Here is a 16603-nt window from a genome sequence, read left to right as displayed (position 1 = left end):
ATTGAGACACTTTGGGTAGCTTCACAGTATGAAGGTCGTGACACCGACCCGAGGCCTCGCCGGACTGCTGATCGCGCTGGCGCTCGCCGCCCTGACCCTGCTGTCGGCGGGCGCCCCGCGTGCCGGTGCCGTCACCAGTGTGTCGACGATCGCCGCGGCCCTCCGTGAGAGCCCGGTCTACGTCGACCCCGCCGCCTCCGGCCAGCTGTCGCGGGCGGACGCGAACGCCCTGGAGAAGCAGATCAAGGACGCGGACAAACCGCTGTTCATCGCGGTGCTGCCCGAGGGCTACCCGAAGCAGGACCTCTTCACGGACCTGCGCGCGGCCACCGGCGTCACCGGCCTGTACGCGATCCGCCTCGGCGACGAGTTCAGTGCCCGCGCCGACTCCGCCGTCATGTCCAACGCGGCCGTACGCAACCTCGTCACCAGCGTCAGCGACGAGCCGAACGCCAGGATCCAGCTGGACGACTTCACCGACCGCGCCCTGGTCAACATGGGCGGCTCGGCCCCGAACAGCTGGGGCTCCACCGGCGGTGACGGCGGGGTGTCGGCCGCCGGCCTGATCACCGCGGGCGCGGTCCTGGTCGCCGGCAGCGCGGGTGCGTACACCCTCGTACGCCGCAACCGCCGCCGCCACGAGAACGAACAGCGGGCCGCCCTGGAGCGACTGCGCGTGGTCGTGGACGAGGACATCACGGCCTTCGGCGAGGAACTGGACCGCCTGGACTTCCATCCGGCCGAGGCGGGCGCCGACGACGCGATGCGCGCGGACTACGAACGTGCGCTGGACGCCTACGACAAGGCGAAGACGTACATGGCGCAGGCCCGCAGACCGGAGGATGTCCGCGCGGTCACCGAGGCCGTGGAGGACGGCCGTTTCTCGCTCACGCAGCTGGCCGCCCGCCGTGAGCACCGCCCTATGCCGGAACGCCGTCCGCCCTGCTTCTTCGACCCCCGCCACGGCCCGTCGGTGGCCGACGCCACCTGGACGCCGCCCGGCGGCGCCTCCCGGGAGGTCCCGGTCTGCGCGGCCGACCGCACCCGCCTGGCCGACGGCCGCGACCCCGTCATCCGCGAGGTGGACACCGACTACGGCCGCCGCCCGTACTGGGACGCCGGCCCGGCCTACGGCCCCTGGGCCGGCGGCTACTTCGGCGGCGGCCTCCTGCCCGGCCTGCTCGTCGGCACCCTGCTCGGCAGCATGATGGCGACCCCGTCCTACGCCACCGACTACGGCTCCGGTTACGGCGACTTCGGGGGCGGCGGCTACGAGGGCGGCGACGTCTCCGGCGCGGACTTCGACGCGGGCGACTTCGGCGGGTTCGGCGGGGGAGGGGACTTCGGAGGGGGCGGCGGGGACTTCGGGGGAGGGTTCTGATCTCTGCGCGAGGCACGGGCCCGGCGCGGGGAGCGCCGGGCCCGTGGACGTCGTACGGATGAGCCGGTGCGGCGGGCGCGTCAGAGGGTGGACGCCGCCGAGGCGATGGCCGAGGCGAACGTGGAGACCTCGGTGTAGACGCCGGGGGCGTTGGGCCGGGCGCAGCCGTCGCCCCAGCTGACTATGCCGACCTGGATCCAGGCACCGGCGCTGTCCTTGCGGAACATCGGGCCGCCGGAGTCGCCCTGACAGGTGTCGACGCCGCCCGCGGCGAAGCCGGCGCAGATCTCCTGGCTGGCGACGAGGCCGTTGTAGAGGCCGCCGTACGCCTTGCAGGTGGCGTCACTGATGAACGGCACCGTGGCCTTGAGCATGTAGCGCTGCTGGGCACCGCCCTCGCGGGCCGCTCCCCACCCGGCGACGGTGAAGTCACCGGTGTTGTACTGCGTGGTGGTGGCGATCTTCAGCGTCGGCAGGTTGATCGGCTGGGCGAGCTTGATGAGCGCCCAGTCCTTGCCGGTGCCGTTGTAACCGGGTGCCTGCAGGACCTTGGTGGAGCGGACCTGGACACGGCCGCTGCTGGACTGGAGGTCCACGACCCCGGCGGTCGCCGTGATGCTGGTGTTGGCGCCGGAGCCGTCCACACAGTGCGCGGCCGTCAGCACGATCTGCTGGGTGTAGAGCGCCCCGCCACAGCCCATGGAGAGCCGGACCATGAACGGGAACTCGCCCTGCGCGGCGCGGGTTCCGCCGACCACGGGCGAGGGGGCCGCCTGCGCGGCGGAAACGGGCTGAAGGCTGGCGATCGCGAGGGCGGCGGCGCCGATGGCGGCGCATCTCTTGAGGGCCGTGAGGAGTTTCTTCAACGTGATGCCTTCCGTGGGGGGCAGACATGAAGGTGGTGACCTCGTAATGACCTGTTCATGTCAAGCTGCGACCGTAAAGATTTGATCGTGCAGTGACATGGTCTGGTCAAATTCCGCTGCTGGATTATGAGAACGCCCCGAGCCCCCGCACAAGGGGCGGGATCCGGCCACACGCCGAGCGCCCGCCCTCCCCAAGGCGGGGGAGTGGAGGGCGGGCGCGCTCAGGGGAGGGCGATCAGGAGACCGCCGTGGAGGACGGGGCCTCACGCGTTGCGGATCGCCGAGATGTCGAAGTTCAGCTTGATCTTGTCGGAGACCAGGACACCGCCCGTCTCCAGCGCGGCGTTCCAGGTCAGGCCCCACTCGGAACGCAGGATCTCCGCCTTGCCCTCGAAGCCGACGCGCTCGTTGCCGAAGGGGTCCTTCGCGGAGCCGTTGAACTCGAGGTCGATGGTGAGGGGCTTGGTGACGCCCAGGATGGTGAGGTCGCCGGTGATGCGGTAGTCGTCGCCGCCGAGCGCCTGCGCCGAGGTCGAGCGGAAGGTCATCGTCGGGAACTCCTCCGTGTTGAAGAAGTCCGAGCTCTTGAGGTGACCGTCGCGGTCGGCGGAGCCCGTGTCGATGCTCTCCATCGTGGCGTCGATGGAGGCGGTGGACGCGGACGGGTCAGTGCCGTCCAGATGCAGCGAACCGCTGAAGTCGAGGAACTTGCCCTTGACGTTGGTGACCATCGCGTGGCGTGCCACGAAGCCGAGCGTGGAGTGGGCGGCGTCGATCGTGTAGTCGCCGGTCAGCGCGGCCAGGTCGGGGTTCACGGCCGCGGCGGTGGTCTCGGCGGCGGTCGTGTCGGTGGTGTTCTTGCGGCCGAAGATGCCCATGACGTGCTCCTGGGGGATGAGTTCAGGTGTTGTTGAATCTTCAATCAGATTCAACAGTGACGACCATAGCCCCATTCTGTTCAAGATTCAACATCATCCGCAGCGTATTGAGGAAACTACACTCTGTTCATTTACGTCGCTCACCGTGATGCGGTGCAGGCCCCCTTGGTGGGGGTGGTGCGGGCGGACGCGGGGGTCGGCGTACTCTCGACGAGCCGCCGTACGGGACTCCGTGTCACTCCGGGGGCGGTATGCGTCCCATGTGTCTGTGAGCTGCCTCTCAGCCCCTGACTTTGTGTGACTCCTACAACGGGCGGGCCCTCCGAGCAGTCAGAAGGGCTGCATGGTGGTGTGGTTCTGTTCAGTGGTACCAGGAAAACGCGCCGGAGACTGTGAGGAGTCGACGGCCCGCTTTCCTTGCTTGTCTTCGTATGGTCGCTACATGACCGTTTTGGAAGAGACGACGGGTGAGTCGACCGACGGGCCGACACAGGAGCCGACGGACGCTCGCGGCCGTGTCGCCGAGCTGCACGGGATTCGTGAGCAGGCGCTGGCCGGGCCGAGCGAGAAGGCGACCCAGGCGCAGCACGCCAAGGGCAAGCTGACCGCCCGGGAGCGGATCGAGCTGCTGCTCGACGCCGGATCCTTCCAGGAGGTCGAACAGCTGCGCCGGCACCGGGCGACCGGGTTCGGTCTGGAGGCCAAGAAGCCGTACACCGACGGTGTCATCACCGGCTGGGGCACGGTGGAGGGCCGTACGGTCTTCGTCTACGCCCATGACTTCCGCATCTTCGGCGGTGCGCTGGGCGAGGCCCACGCCACCAAGATCCACAAGATCATGGACATGGCCATCGCGGCCGGTGCCCCGCTGGTGTCCCTGAACGACGGTGCCGGCGCCCGCATCCAGGAGGGCGTCTCCGCGCTCGCCGGGTACGGCGGCATCTTCCAGCGCAACACCAAGGCGTCCGGTGTCATCCCGCAGATCTCGGTGATGCTCGGCCCGTGTGCGGGCGGCGCGGCCTACAGCCCCGCCCTGACCGACTTCGTGTTCATGGTCCGCGAGACCTCGCAGATGTTCATCACCGGCCCGGACGTCGTCAAGGCGGTCACCGGCGAGGAGATCACCCAGAACGGCCTCGGCGGCGCCGACGTGCACGCCGAGACCTCCGGCGTCTGTCACTTCGCCTACGACGACGAGGAGACGTGCATCGCCGAGGTGCGCTACCTCCTCTCGCTCCTCCCGCAGAACAACCGCGAGAACCCGCCGCGCGTGGAGTCCTCCGACCCGGCCGACCGCCGCGGTGACGTGCTGCTCGACCTGGTCCCGGCGGACGGCAACCGGCCGTACGACATGGTCAAGGTGATCGAGGAGATCGTCGACGACGGCGAGTACCTGGAGGTCCACGAGCGCTGGGCGCGCAACATCATCTGCGCGCTGGCCCGCCTCGACGGCCAGGTCGTCGGCATCATCGCCAACCAGCCCCAGGTGCTGGCGGGCGTACTGGACATCGAGGCGTCGGAGAAGGCGGCACGCTTCGTCCAGATGTGCGACGCCTTCAACATCCCGATCGTCACCTTCCTGGACGTCCCCGGGTTCCTCCCCGGTGTCGACCAGGAGCACGGCGGCATCATCCGGCACGGCGCCAAGCTGCTGTACGCCTACTGCAACGCCACCGTGCCGCGGATCTCGCTGATCCTGCGCAAGGCCTACGGAGGCGCCTACATCGTCATGGACAGCCAGTCCATCGGCGCGGACCTCACCTACGCCTGGCCGACCAACGAGATCGCCGTGATGGGCGCGGAGGGTGCCGCCAACGTCATCTTCCGCCGCCAGATCGCCGACGCCGAGGACTCCGAGGCCATGCGTCAGAAGATGGTCAAGGAGTACAAGGCCGAACTGATGCACCCGTACTACGCGGCCGAGCGCGGCCTCGTCGACGACGTCATCGACCCGGCGGAGACCCGTGAGGTGCTCATCAAGTCCCTGGCGATGCTGCACACCAAGCACGCCGACCTGCCCTCCCGCAAGCACGGCAACCCCCCGCAGTAACCCGGCGGACCTTTCCCGGTACTTCCGCGGAAACCTCTCTCACGGAGACTGACAGCCATGGAAACCCCTGACATCCGCGTCGAGAAGGGCCACGCCGAGCCCGAGGAAGTCGCCGCCATCACGGCGATCCTCCTGGCCCGTGCCGCGGCCCGCACCTCCGAGCCCACCCCGACGCACCGCGGCCGCGCGAAGGCCGGCTGGCGCCGCCTTGAGCGCGAGCCGGGCTTCCGGGCGCCGCACAGCTGGCGCTAGGGCTGCGCCGCTTCAGCCGCCTCTACGCCGAGAAGGGGCCCCTCCGTCGAGGAGGGGCCCCTTCTTCGTGTGTGCGACAGGCTCCGGTCGGTTCGGCACCGCCGGTCCCCGCCGTCGTGGTTTCTCGCCGCGGCGGCGGGGAGGGAATACTCCTACCGGAGCCGCGCCATCAGCGCGTGCTCCACGAGAGTGATCAGCGCCGACTTCGCGTCCGCGCGGTGGCGCGCGTCCGTCGTGATGATCGGCGTGTCCGGGCCGATCTGGAGCGCTTCGCGGACCTCGTCAGGGTTGTACGGCTGGTTGCCGTCGAAGCCGTTGAGGGCGATCACGAAGGGAAGGCCGCTGTTCTCGAAGTAGTCGACGGCCGGGAAGCAGTCGGCAAGGCGGCGGGTGTCCACGAGGACGATCGCGCCGATGGCGCCGCGCACCAGGTCGTCCCACATGAACCAGAAGCGGTCCTGACCCGGCGTACCGAAGAGGTACAGGATCAGGTCCTGGTCCAGCGTGATGCGGCCGAAGTCCATGGCCACCGTGGTGGTGGTCTTGTCTCCGGTGTGGGTGAGGTCGTCGATGCCCGCGCTCGCGGACGTCATGACGGCCTCGGTACGCAGCGGGTTGATCTCCGAGACGGCCCCGACGAACGTGGTCTTGCCCACGCCGAAGCCACCCGCCACCACGATCTTCGCTGAGGTGGTGGAGCGGGAAGGACCGCCGCTAGAGCTTGCGAAGTCCACTGAGCACCCTTTCGAGCAGTGTCACGTCTGGCTGGCCGCCGGCGTTCTCGTCGCCGCCGGGCTGATGGATGGCGACCAGGCCCGCCTCCGCCAAGTCGGCGACGAGGATCCTGGCCACGCCGAGAGGGATCGTCAGGAGTGCCGAGATCTCGGCCACCGACTTGATCTCGCGGCACAGGTTGCAGATCCGCTGATGCTCGGGCAGTTGGCCCTGCATCTGGTGCGGCTGCGCGGTGGTGTGCACCAGCGCCTCGATGGCGAGCTGGTACCGCGGCCTGGTGCGGCCGCCCGTCATGGCGTACGGGCGCACCAGAGGGTTGTTCGACGCCCCGGCGGGCGCGGGCTCGGGGCCTCGGCGGTGCGGCTGCACGGGCTGGATACGCGGCGCCGGCGGCTGGTCGTACGGCGACGGCCCGGGGCCCTGGGGACCCTGGGGCGCGTACGGCTGCCGCCCGTGGCTGGGTGCGGAGGGGAAGTTGTACCGGTTCGCCGAGCCGTCGCCCTGGCCAGGGCCGTACGACCAGTTGCCCGAAGACGAACCGCCTGGGGGTGTTGCCACTTTCTCTCCTCCTCCGACTGTGCCGGGCACCCATCGCTGTGGAAGCCGCGTCCCGAAACTTTACGGCCACGGGACGCCAAAACGCACCGTCCGATTGTTAGTTGAGCAGGCTCCCCTGGAGCTCCGCACGAAGGTCGGGCGTCAGGACCGTGCCGGCGCGGTCCACCAGAAGGGCCATCTCGTACCCAATGAGACCGATGTCCGCTTCGGGGTGGGCCAGCACCGCGAGGGAGGAACCGTCGGAGATGGACATGAGGAAGAGGAATCCCCGCTCCATCTCCACAACTGTCTGATTCACGTGGCCGCCCTCGAAGATCCGGGAGGCGCCTGCCGTCAGTGACGTCAGACCGGAGGCGACGGCCGCGAGCTGGTCGGCGCGGTCGCGGGGGAAACCTTCGGACATCGCCAGAAGGAGGCCGTCGGCGGAGACCACCACCGTGTGGGACACCCCCGGGGTGTTGTCCACGAAGTTGGTGATCAACCAGTTCAGGTTCTGTGCCGCCTGGCTCATCGGGCTCACACTAACGCTCCTGGTTGTAGGTGCTGTCAGGACCGAAGCCCTGGCCGTTCGTTTCACTGCCTGCGCTGCGTCCGCGCTGGACGCCCCGACGCAGGTTGCTCAGCCTGCCCCGGACGTCCTCCGGGGCGCGGGAGATCTGGGGACCTCCCTGGGGGGTGGTCTCGGCGGCTCCCTCGACCAGGTTGGCCTTGGGCACCCGCCGCGGCAGACCGGACGAGGTGACCCCGCCTGCCTTGGGCTTCCGGAGCTGCGAGGCCTGCTGCCAGCGAGCGTCGTTCGCCGAACGCCAGTCGCCGTTGCTCTCCGACGTGGGGGCCGAGGCCTCCTGTCGCGTGGGCTGCGTGCCGTTCGAACCGTTCGTGTTCGAACCGCCCGCGAAGGAGCCGCGGCGAGGAAGCCCGGAGTCGGTCAGCTGGTGACCGGCGGAGGGGGCCGGTTCCGGACGGTCGAAGCCTACGCGTTCCTGCTCACCCGCGTCAGCGGCCTGCGTGGATTCCGCTTCCGGAGCGTACTGGTCCGGGTAGCCGTTCTGGAAACCGTTCTGCTGCGGCTGCTGGGGCCAGTCGTCCTGGTAGGGCTGCTCCTCGTAGGCCTGGTAGCCCTCCGGCGCGGAGGCGCGGGCCGACGCGGGCTCCTCCTGGGCCGGCTCCGCATAGGAGGGCTCAGGGTAGCCGCCGTTCGACGAGAAGGACTCGCCACCGTTGGGCGCGAAGGTGTCGTTGCGCTGCGGCAGACCGCCGTTCGGCGCGAAGTACTGCTCGTCGTACGACGGGCGCTGCTGCTCCTCGTACGCCGCCTGCTGCTGCTCGTCGTACGCCGTCTGCTGGCCGTACGCGGTCGTCTGCTCCGGGTAGCCGCCGTGGCCGTTGTCGTAGGCGGGCTGCTGAGCCTCGAACTGGTCGGGGTATCCGGGTGTCTCGGGAGACTGCTGGCCGGGCTGCTGGCCCTGTGTCTGGGCCTCCAGGGCCGCGCGGCGCTCCTCGCGCATCAGGGAGCGGCCCACGGGGTCCAGCTCCCGGATGTCGTCCGGGACCTCGGCGTAGCGGCTGTCGTCGAAGCCGAGCTCCGCTGCCGTGCGCATGGGCGGCAGCTGGTTGAAGCTCTCGCCCTGGAAGGACTGCTGCTGCTCCGGGATGATCTGCGAGACGGTGAACTCGTCGGAGCCCAGCGCGGTCTCGCCGCCACCGCCGTGCGTGATCGCGTCCGGCAGCATGACCAGCGAGGTGGTTCCGGCCTGCTCGCCCGAGGGGCGCAGCTGGACCCGGATACCGTGCCGGTCGGACAGCCGGCCGACCACGAAGAGGCCCATGCGCTGGGAGATCGCGGCGTCCACGGTCGGCGGGTTGGCCAGCTTGTGGTTGATGTCCGCGAAGTCCTCGGCCGTGAGGCCGATGCCCTTGTCGTGGATCTCGATCATGATGCGGCCGTCGGGGAGACGGGTCGCGGTCACGCGGACCTTGGTCTGCGGGGAGGAGAACGTGGTGGCGTTCTCCAGGAGCTCGGCGAGCAGGTGCACGAGGTCGGTCACGGCGCGGCCGTGGATCTCGGCCTCCGGGACGCCGGAGAGCTCGATGCGCTCGTACTGCTCCACCTCGGAGGAGGCGGCGCGCAGCACGTCGACCAGCGGGACCGGCTGGTCCCAACGGCGGCCGGGCTCCTCGCCGGCGAGGACGAGGAGGTTCTCGCCGTTGCGGCGCATACGGGTCGCGAGGTGGTCCAGCTTGAAGAGGTTCTCCAGCTGGTCCGGGTCGGCCTCGTTGTTCTCCAGGTCGGTGATCAGGGTCAGCTGGCCCTCGATCAGCGACTGGTTGCGGCGCGAGAGGTTGGTGAAGATCGCGTTGATGTTGCCCCGCAGCAGCGCCTGCTCGGAGGCGAGCCGGACGGCCTCACGGTGGACCTGGTCGAAGGCGCGGGCGACCTCGCCGATCTCGTCCGTGGTGGTGATCGGGATGGCCTGGACGCGGGTGTCGACGCGCCCGGGGTCGGTGCGGGAGAGCTGGTCGACCAGCATCGGCAGGCGCTGCTCGGCGATGCCGAAGGCGGCGTTGCGCAGCTGGCGCATCGCGCGGCTCATCTGGCGGGCCATGAGACCGGCGATGATGAACGCGGCGAGCAGGGCGACGACGACGATGGCGCCGTTGATGTAGGCGTCGCGCTGGGCGTCGGAGGCGATCTGGCCGGCGTCGGTCACGGCCCGGTTGATGAGCTCGGTCTCGACCTGGCTGTAGCCCTCGAACTTCGCGGTCGAGGCCGCCATCCAGGTGGAGGGGGTGATGCCCTGCTGTTCCAGCTGGGAGGGCTTCTGGCCACTGCCGATCGCGGTGATCATGCCGTTCAGGTCGGGCGGCGTCACGACCGTCTTGCCCGCGGCCTCCTCCTTGGCCTGGGCCGACGCGAACTGCTTCTTGGCCTCCTCGGTCTTCTGCTTCATGACCTCGGTGAGCCGGGCGGCGTCCTGCGTGGTGCCACCGGAGACGTACTCCTGGACGGCGACGTTCTCCAGGTAGGCGTACGAGGTGAAGGCGGTGACCTGCTGCCGGTAGATCTTCTGGTCGGTGCTGGGGCGGACGAGGAGGTGCATGCCGATGGAGCGCTGCAGCGACTCGGCGCCCTTGGCGAGGGCGACCGCGTACACCGTGCGGCCGTAGGCGGTGATGTTGCCGGTGCCGAGGCCGAGCTCGTTGGAGAACTCCATGAGCAGGTGCTCGACCGCGACGTAGCCCTCTTCGGTCTGCGTCGGGTCCTGGGACTCGGTGTAGGCGGCCTGGCGGATCCGCTCCAGGGCGGGCTCGGCCTTCTCCACCAGGTTCAGCCGGCGCTCCAGGCCCTGCCCGGCCGGCATGCCGACGACTTCCTTGTGGAAGGCGGCGGCCTTCTCGTCGGTGAGGGCGCGGGCGTCCTTGACGACCTGGCTGTTGCGGTCGCCGCTGAGGAGGGGCTGGGCGGAGATGTCCCGCTCGTTGAGGAGGGCCTCGGCGTAGTCACCGGCGGCGGCCACGATCTTCGCGACCTTCTCGGCGTCGCGGGCCTCCTGCCAGGTGTCGATCGAGTTCTTCACCTGGAAGCCGCCCATGACCAGGCCGACCAGCACGGGTATGAGCAGGATCGCGTTCAGCCGGGTGGGCACCCGCCAGTTGCGCGGGGAGAGACGGCCACCGCTCTTGGGAGGTGCGGCCGTCGGCTCCGGACCGGGCACAGGGGCGGGCGCCGCTCCGCGCGGCGGCGGGGTGAAGTTGCCCCGCGCCGCCGGCTCGGGACTGTTCTTGCTTCGCCTCACTCGACCAACAACCTCTCGGCGGTCGGCACCTTCGTCGTGCCGCAGTGTCTCAGAGCCCGGTCCGCCATCGACCAACCAGTACCTAGTACAAGTACGTCTTTGACTATTGGGCAGTTCAGGCATTCCAGCACGACGGCATGCGCTCTTCCAAACATGGGAAAGAGATGGTTCCGAGTGATGTAAGCCCCAGATAAAACGGTCAAAAAGAGCGAGCCCCGTCAAATGACGGGGCCTATGTGGACGCAGTGAGACCGGTTGAACGCGACGCGTGTCGATACCACCCGATTCCTCTGCCGAAACGTTATGAACACCGGAGCCGACCGTGTCAAAGGCCACAGCCGACTCCGGAACGTCTACGACAACTGCCGTACCGGTCTGATCACTTGAAAGCTATCTCAGTCGCGCCATGAGGGCGTGTTCCACCAGCGTGATCAGCGCACTCTTGGCGTCCGCGCGGTGGCGGGCGTCCGTCGTGATGATCGGGGTGTCGGGCCCGATCTGGAGGGCCTCGCGCACCTCCTCCGGCGCGTAGGGCTGCTGCCCGTCGAAGCCGTTGAGGGCGACGACGAACGGCAGGCCGCTGTTCTCGAAGTAGTCGACGGCCGGGAAGCAGTCGGCGAGACGGCGGGTGTCCACCAGGACCACCGCGCCGATGGCGCCGCGGACCAGGTCGTCCCACATGAACCAGAAGCGATCCTGGCCCGGCGTACCGAAGAGGTACAGGATCAGGTCCTGGTCGAGCGTGATGCGGCCGAAGTCCATGGCGACCGTGGTGGTGGTCTTGTCTCCGGTGTGGGTGAGGTCGTCGATGCCCGCGCTCGCGGACGTCATGACGGCCTCCGTGCGCAGCGGGTTGATCTCGGAGACGGCGCCGACGAACGTGGTCTTGCCCACGCCGAAGCCGCCCGCCACCACGATCTTCGCGGAGGTGGTCGCCCGGCCCGCGTCAGAGCTTGCGAAGTCCACTGAGCACCCTTTCGAGCAGTGTCACGTCCGGTGCACCGCCGTTGTTCTCGTCGCCACCCGGCTGGTGGATGGCGACCAGGCCGGCCTCGGCGAGGTCGGCGACCAGGATCCGTGCCACACCGAGCGGCATGGCGAGCAGCGCCGAGACCTCGGCGACCGACTTCACCTCACGGCACAGGTGGCAGATCCGCTGGTGCTCGGGAAGCAGCCCCATGAGCGCTGCCGGGTCGGCCGTGGTGCTGATCAGCGCCTCGATGGCGAGCTGGTAGCGCGGCCGGGTCCGCCCGCCGGTCATCGCGTACGGACGTACCAGCGGCTGGTCGCCCTCGTCCCCGTACGGCTCCGCGTACGGATCATGAGAGGCGGTGGGCGGGGTCATGAATCCTCCGGGCGGGACAGCAAGTGGGTCAGTCAAGCCGTCTGACGAGGCCGGTGGGGGGATTGTGGCGGCCGGACGGTGTTTTGGTGAGGTGGGTGGTGCCAGAACCGATCAGTGGAGCAGACTGCCCTGGAGCTCGGCGCGCAGGTCGGGCGTGAGTACGGCGCCCGCGCGGTCGACCAGGAGCGCCATCTCGTAGCCGACGAGGCCGATGTCGCACTCGGGGTGGGCGAGGACGGCCAGCGACGAACCGTCCGAGACGGACATCAGGAAGAGGAACCCGCGTTCCATCTCGACGACCGTCTGCGCCACGCTGCCGCCCTCGAAGATCCGGGAAGCCCCGGCGGTCAGGGAGGTCAGCCCGGACGCCACCGCGGCGAGCTGGTCCGCGCGGTCGCGCGGGAAACCTTCGGACATCGCCAGAAGGAGACCGTCGGCGGACACGACGACGGTGTGGGACACACCCGGGGTGTTGTCCACGAAGTTGGTGATCAACCAGTTGAGGTTCTGTGCCGCTTGGCTCATCTGGCTCAACTAACGCTCCTGCTGGTGAGTGGGGCTCGGGAAGCTGCCGGTCTGGCCGTTGCCGGCCTGGCGACCCTGCGCGATACCCCGACGGAGATTGGTCAGCCGGCCGCGAACGTCGTCAGGCGCACGCGAGACCTGCGGACCGGTTTGGTGCTGTTGTTGCTGAGCCGTGCCCGGGACGAGGTTGGCCCGGGGTACCCGACGCGGCAGGCCGGAGGTGGTGATGCCACCTGCGGCGGGCTGCCGGACGCGTTCGGCCTGCCGGACGAGTTCATCGTTCGGCGATGTCCGCCAGCCGGAGGGTGTGGCGGGACGCTGAGGTGCGGCGGGTGCCGGAGCCGGAGCGGCCGGGGCGGGCGGCTGCGGGGCCTGCGCCGAGCCGTTGCCGTTGTCCGCCTGCTGCTGGCCGCGGAACCAGTTGGTCTCCAGCGTGTCGTACAGCGGCGTACGGCCGTCACCCGGACCGGAGGCCGGCGGCAGCGCCTCCGGCTCGGGGCGGGCGGCGGGCCGCTGCTGCGGCGCCGGCGGCTGCGGGTAGCCGTAGCCACCGCGGGAGCCGTTGACCTGGGGCCGCTCGAACTGCCCGGTGGAGGCGGGGTTCTGGCGGCCGGTGGCGGAGGCGTCGTAGCCCGTCGCCTGCTGCTGACCCATGGACGAGCTGTCGCGGCCCGGCGCGGGGAACTGGCCCGTGGAGCCGTTGTCGTAGCCCTGCGGAGCCGGGAACTGGCCCGTGCCGCCCGGCGTCCCGAAGATGTCGTTGCGGACGTACTGGTTGCTGTCCTGCGAACCGTTCACGGCCGGACGCGGGGCGTCGGCGTCGGGGCGCGGGAACTGGCCCGTGCCCTGCGGCGCGTTCGCACCCGGGCGGTTGAAGTCCTGGCGGGCGTCGGGGCCCTGCCGGTCGTCGAGCCGGGGGACCGCCGGGAACTCGGAGGTCGAGCCCGGGCCCTGCCGGTCGTCGATGCGGGGCATCGGCGCGGTCTGCGAGACGTCCGGCTCCTCGTGGCCGCGCGGGGCGTCCAGCGAGGCACGCGGCACCGGCGGCTGGGCGTTCTCGTCGCCCCAGCTGGGCGTGCGAGGCTGCTGCTGGTTGCCGCCCGGCAGTTCGGCGCGCGCACCACCGCGGCCGGGGAGCTGCGGCCGACGGCGCGTACGGCCGCCCTGCTGCTGCTCGCCGTCGTTGCCGGGGCGCTGCGGGGAGACGGGGTTGCGGGGCGCGAAGGCGTCCTGGCCCGGCCCACCGGTACCGGCGGCCTGCAGGCCCTGCGGCGCACCCGGCGCCTGGCCGAAGCCACCCGCGCCGGCCGGGGCCGGACGGCCCTGCTGCGGCGGGGTCTGGGGTCCGCGCGGGGCGCCCGGCGCACCCGGACGGCCGCCCTGGCCCGCACCGGGCAGCGCGGCCCGCGGGCCCTGACCGGCGCCGAGAAGGCCACCGCCGGAGGCGGGAGCGCCACCGAGGGCACCGCCCGGCGCACCTGAGCCGAAGGCACCGCCGCCGAGGGCGCCACCACCGGCCTGACCGGCCTGGCGACGGGCAGCGGCCGCACCGGCGGCGGCCTGCGCGGCGGCGGGACCGCCGGACGAGCCGCCCTGGCCGGGCTTGGGCTGCGGCTTCTTGCCGCCCTGGGCGACGTCGACGGGCAGCATGACCAGCGCGGTCGTACCACCGGAGTCGGAGGGGCGCAGCTGGATGCGGATGCCGTGGCGCTGCGACAGACGACCGACCACGAAGAGGCCCATGCGTCGGGAGACGGAGACGTCCACGGTGGGCGGCGAGGCGAGCCGCTCGTTGATCGCCGCGAGGTCCTCGGGGGAGAGGCCGATACCGGTGTCGTGGATCTCGATCAGGACGCGGCCGTCGGGCAGCGCGTGACCGGTGACCTTGACCTTGGTCTGCAGCGAGGAGAACGAGGTGGCGTTCTCGAGCAGCTCGGCGAGGAGGTGCACGAGGTCGTTGACCACGCGGCCGGCCACTTCGGTGGTCGGCACGGCGGCCAGCTCGATGCGCTCGTACTGCTCCACCTCGGACGCGGCGGCGCGGAGCACGTCGACCAGCGGGACCGGTCGGGTCCAGCGACGGCCGGGCTCTTCACCGGCGAGAACGAGGAGGTTCTCACCGTTACGGCGCATGCGGGTGGCGAGGTGGTCGAGCTTGAACAGCGAGGACAGCTGGTCCGGGTCGGCCTCGCGGGACTCCAGTTCGGAGATCAGCGACAGCTGACGCTGGATGAGGCCCTGGGAGCGGCGCGAGAGGTTGGTGAACATCGCGTTGACGTTGCCCCGCAGGAGGGCCTGCTCGGCGGCGAGGCGGACCGCCTCGCGGTGCACGTCGTCGAAGGCCGCGGCCACCTGGCCGATCTCGTCCCGGGAGTGCACACCGACGGACTCGACGGAGGTGTCCACGTCCTGCGGGTCCGACTCCGACAGCTGCTTGACCAGCTCGGGCAGGCGGTCCTGGGCGACCTTGGTGGCGGTCTCCTGGAGGCGGCGCAGCGAGCGGATCATGGAGCGGGCCACGACGAACGCGCCGACCAGCGAGACACCGAGCACGAGCAGGATCAGCGCACCGGAGATGATCGCTTCGCGCTCCGACTCGCTGCGCAGCTCGCGCGCCTTCTGCTCCATGTCGTCGAGCAGCGTGTGCTCGATCTTCTGCATCTCCTCGATCTTGGTCGAGGCGTCGTCGACCCAGTCCTTGTACGACCGCTTGTCCAGCGACTGCAGACCGCCCTGGGCGAAGGCGCGGGTCGCGTAGGTGTCGGCGGCCTCGATCGTGGGGTTGCCGTCCTCGATGGGCTTGAGCAGTTCCTCGGCGCCGTCGTCGCCGTAGATGCTGCGGAAGCTGGAGAGTTCGGACTCCTCGCTCTCCAGGGCCGACTCGGCGTAGAGCCGGTCGTTGTCGGAGAGGTCGCCGTAGGTGGTGTTGCTGGCGGGGAGCGCCGCCGCGAGGACCGCGCGCTGGATGGAGGCGTACTCCTTGGCGGAGGAGAACGCGGCCAGGGCACGGGTGCGGCTGATCATCTCCGGGTTGCTGGTCGCCTCGGCCATGTCCTGGGAGAGCTCCAGCAGGTGGGTGATGAGGCGGTGGTAGGCCTCGACCGTCTGCGTGGAGTTGCCCCTGGCCTGGTAGGCGGTGTTGCGGAACTTCGCGATGTCGCCGATCTCACCGACGAGGCCGACGAGGCTCTCGCGGACGCCCTGGAGATTGCCGTCCTTGCTGGAGGCGTCGATCTCCTCGGAGGCGTTGATGAAGTTGTCGGCGGCCCGGTCGGTCTTGTCCCGGTAGCCCTTGATCGTGTACTTCGTCGACGTCGAGCCGTGCGCCAGCGGACCGGCGGACTGGTCGCGCTCCTCCTGGAGCGCGGTGGCCAGTGCGGTGGCCTGCTTGGTCATGTCCGTCAGCAGCTTCATGTTGTCGAGCTGCTGGATGTCGTCCATGGACTGGTTGATACGGATCGCGCCCAGGGTGGTCGCCGCGACCACGGGCAGCGTGAGCAGCGCCACCAGACGCGTGGAGATGCGCCAGTTGCGCAGAGCTATTCGCGAGCCGGGGCCGGTCGGGCCCACGGGCGGCTTGACCGTCGGTACCGAGGGGGTCGGTGCCGTGGGCGCGCCGGGGCGACCCTTGCGCTCGCCGCTGTCACCGGTCGGGGCCGGACCCTGGGCGTGCTGGGGCGAGGAACTGCCGGCATTGGGGCCAGTCCCGCCATGCGGCTCCGGCTCCGCCGAAGCACTGCCATCCCTCTTGAAACGTCCCTGCACTAGCGTCGCAACCTCTGGACCAGGCGCCCCTCCGCGTGAACGGAAGGACGGGTGTCGGCGTATTGGGGGGCGCCCTGAATGCGCTCCCCGGGTGGTCTTGAGTGACCGGCGCTGGCTCCCCCTATCCCGCCGCCACTCGGCGCTGCTGAGCGCCCCCTGTGCGCCGGCTCGATCCTGCGGCGGTCCGTGAGATTCCAGCACAGTGCAGGATCTCCAACAAGGCCAGTTGGCCAGGCTGTGACATCCATGACACCGCGTGAGGGGTACGTTACGAGCCGTAGAAGCCGATCTCATCCATAAAGGACGTATGGCAGCATACTGACTCGACCCGGCACGTGTCCCAGTCGCCATGATCAGGAGCGGAATGATGCCTTCAGGGCGTCAATGTCCGTTTCGTAGCGGTCGGTTGAGGGCCTGAATTGACCGCTTTGGTTGAAGATTCGTGAGCAAA

13 protein-coding genes are annotated in these 16603 nt (G+C 69.9%); 3 read left to right on the top strand and 10 right to left on the bottom strand.

Going from position 1 to position 16603, the window contains the following annotated elements; all coding sequences use genetic code 11:
- Positions 1–28: 28 nt before the first annotated feature.
- Complete coding sequence (locus tag ACGFNV_RS30175) at positions 29–1381, top strand: hypothetical protein (protein WP_393626600.1); 1353 nt, start codon at positions 29–31, stop codon at positions 1379–1381.
- An 80-nt stretch (positions 1382–1461) separates the two neighbouring features.
- On the opposite strand, the gene ACGFNV_RS30170 is transcribed toward ACGFNV_RS30175, so the two are convergent.
- Together ACGFNV_RS30170 and ACGFNV_RS30165 are read right to left on the bottom strand one after the other, a co-directional pair.
- On the bottom strand, positions 1462–2247 hold the full coding sequence (locus ACGFNV_RS30170; RefSeq protein ID WP_393626598.1) for a S1 family peptidase: 786 nt from the start codon (positions 2245–2247) through the stop codon (positions 1462–1464).
- A 263-nt stretch (positions 2248–2510) separates the two neighbouring features.
- Positions 2511–3125 (bottom strand): YceI family protein, encoded by a 615-nt coding sequence (locus ACGFNV_RS30165; RefSeq protein WP_393626596.1) that lies wholly within the window; start codon positions 3123–3125, stop codon positions 2511–2513.
- Positions 3126–3567: 442 nt separating this feature from the next.
- On the opposite strand from ACGFNV_RS30165, the gene ACGFNV_RS30160 reads away from it, so the two are divergent.
- Complete coding sequence (locus ACGFNV_RS30160) at positions 3568–5175, top strand: acyl-CoA carboxylase subunit beta (RefSeq protein WP_393626595.1); 1608 nt, start codon at positions 3568–3570, stop codon at positions 5173–5175.
- A gap of 57 nt (positions 5176–5232) precedes the next feature.
- Complete coding sequence (locus tag ACGFNV_RS30155; RefSeq protein ID WP_133930187.1) at positions 5233–5427, top strand: acyl-CoA carboxylase subunit epsilon; 195 nt, start codon at positions 5233–5235, stop codon at positions 5425–5427.
- Positions 5428–5579: 152 nt separating this feature from the next.
- On the opposite strand, the gene ACGFNV_RS30150 is transcribed toward ACGFNV_RS30155, so the two are convergent.
- The 8 genes from ACGFNV_RS30150 to ACGFNV_RS30115 all read right to left on the bottom strand — a co-directional run bounded on the left by ACGFNV_RS30150 (position 5580) and on the right by ACGFNV_RS30115 (position 16152).
- Positions 5580–6161, bottom strand: a complete 582-nt coding sequence (locus ACGFNV_RS30150) for an ATP/GTP-binding protein (protein WP_026248371.1) — start codon at positions 6159–6161, stop codon at positions 5580–5582.
- Complete coding sequence (locus tag ACGFNV_RS30145; RefSeq protein WP_393626592.1) at positions 6142–6720, bottom strand: DUF742 domain-containing protein; 579 nt, start codon at positions 6718–6720, stop codon at positions 6142–6144. The genes ACGFNV_RS30150 and ACGFNV_RS30145 overlap by 20 nt, the downstream gene beginning before the upstream one ends.
- A 97-nt stretch (positions 6721–6817) precedes the next feature.
- Positions 6818–7231, bottom strand: a complete 414-nt coding sequence (locus ACGFNV_RS30140; protein WP_037625176.1) for a roadblock/LC7 domain-containing protein — start codon at positions 7229–7231, stop codon at positions 6818–6820.
- A gap of 10 nt (positions 7232–7241) precedes the next feature.
- Positions 7242–10517 carry a nitrate- and nitrite sensing domain-containing protein gene (locus tag ACGFNV_RS30135; protein ID WP_393626590.1) on the bottom strand — a complete coding sequence of 1092 codons (3276 nt, stop codon included), beginning with the start codon at positions 10515–10517 and terminating at the stop codon, positions 7242–7244.
- A 390-nt stretch (positions 10518–10907) separates the two neighbouring features.
- Positions 10908–11483, bottom strand: coding sequence for an ATP/GTP-binding protein (locus tag ACGFNV_RS30130; protein WP_133930189.1), 576 nt, complete (start codon positions 11481–11483; stop codon positions 10908–10910).
- The gene (locus ACGFNV_RS30125) at positions 11464–11862 is read right to left on the bottom strand and encodes a DUF742 domain-containing protein (RefSeq protein ID WP_019058642.1); all 399 of its coding nucleotides are present in this window, start codon (positions 11860–11862) and stop codon (positions 11464–11466) included. The genes ACGFNV_RS30130 and ACGFNV_RS30125 overlap by 20 nt, the downstream gene beginning before the upstream one ends.
- 111 nt (positions 11863–11973) lie before the next feature.
- Positions 11974–12387, bottom strand: a complete 414-nt coding sequence (locus ACGFNV_RS30120) for a roadblock/LC7 domain-containing protein (protein ID WP_003993189.1) — start codon at positions 12385–12387, stop codon at positions 11974–11976.
- Positions 12388–12396: 9 nt separating this feature from the next.
- Complete coding sequence (locus ACGFNV_RS30115; protein ID WP_393626588.1) at positions 12397–16152, bottom strand: nitrate- and nitrite sensing domain-containing protein; 3756 nt, start codon at positions 16150–16152, stop codon at positions 12397–12399.
- Positions 16153–16603: the final 451 nt, after the last annotated feature.

The sequence above is a fragment of the Streptomyces sp. NPDC048751 genome (genome assembly GCF_043198595.1).
Lineage (GTDB): Bacteria > Actinomycetota > Actinomycetes > Streptomycetales > Streptomycetaceae > Streptomyces.
The sequence above is the reverse complement of the archived record's forward strand: the minus strand, read 5'-3'. Positions and strand labels throughout refer to the sequence as shown.

What these genes read in the sequence shown, in the direction of transcription:
- ACGFNV_RS30175 (WP_393626600.1), top strand. Translation starts at nt 29, where the DNA reads ATGAAGGTCGTGACACCGACCCGAGGCCTCGCCGGACTGCTGATCGCG.
- ACGFNV_RS30165 (WP_393626596.1), bottom strand. Translation starts at nt 3,125, where the DNA reads ATGGGCATCTTCGGCCGCAAGAACACCACCGACACGACCGCCGCCGAG.
- ACGFNV_RS30160 (WP_393626595.1), top strand. Translation starts at nt 3,568, where the DNA reads ATGACCGTTTTGGAAGAGACGACGGGTGAGTCGACCGACGGGCCGACA.
- ACGFNV_RS30155 (WP_133930187.1), top strand. Translation starts at nt 5,233, where the DNA reads ATGGAAACCCCTGACATCCGCGTCGAGAAGGGCCACGCCGAGCCCGAG.
- ACGFNV_RS30140 (WP_037625176.1), bottom strand. Translation starts at nt 7,231, where the DNA reads ATGAGCCAGGCGGCACAGAACCTGAACTGGTTGATCACCAACTTCGTG.
- ACGFNV_RS30125 (WP_019058642.1), bottom strand. Translation starts at nt 11,862, where the DNA reads ATGACCCCGCCCACCGCCTCTCATGATCCGTACGCGGAGCCGTACGGG.
- ACGFNV_RS30120 (WP_003993189.1), bottom strand. Translation starts at nt 12,387, where the DNA reads ATGAGCCAAGCGGCACAGAACCTCAACTGGTTGATCACCAACTTCGTG.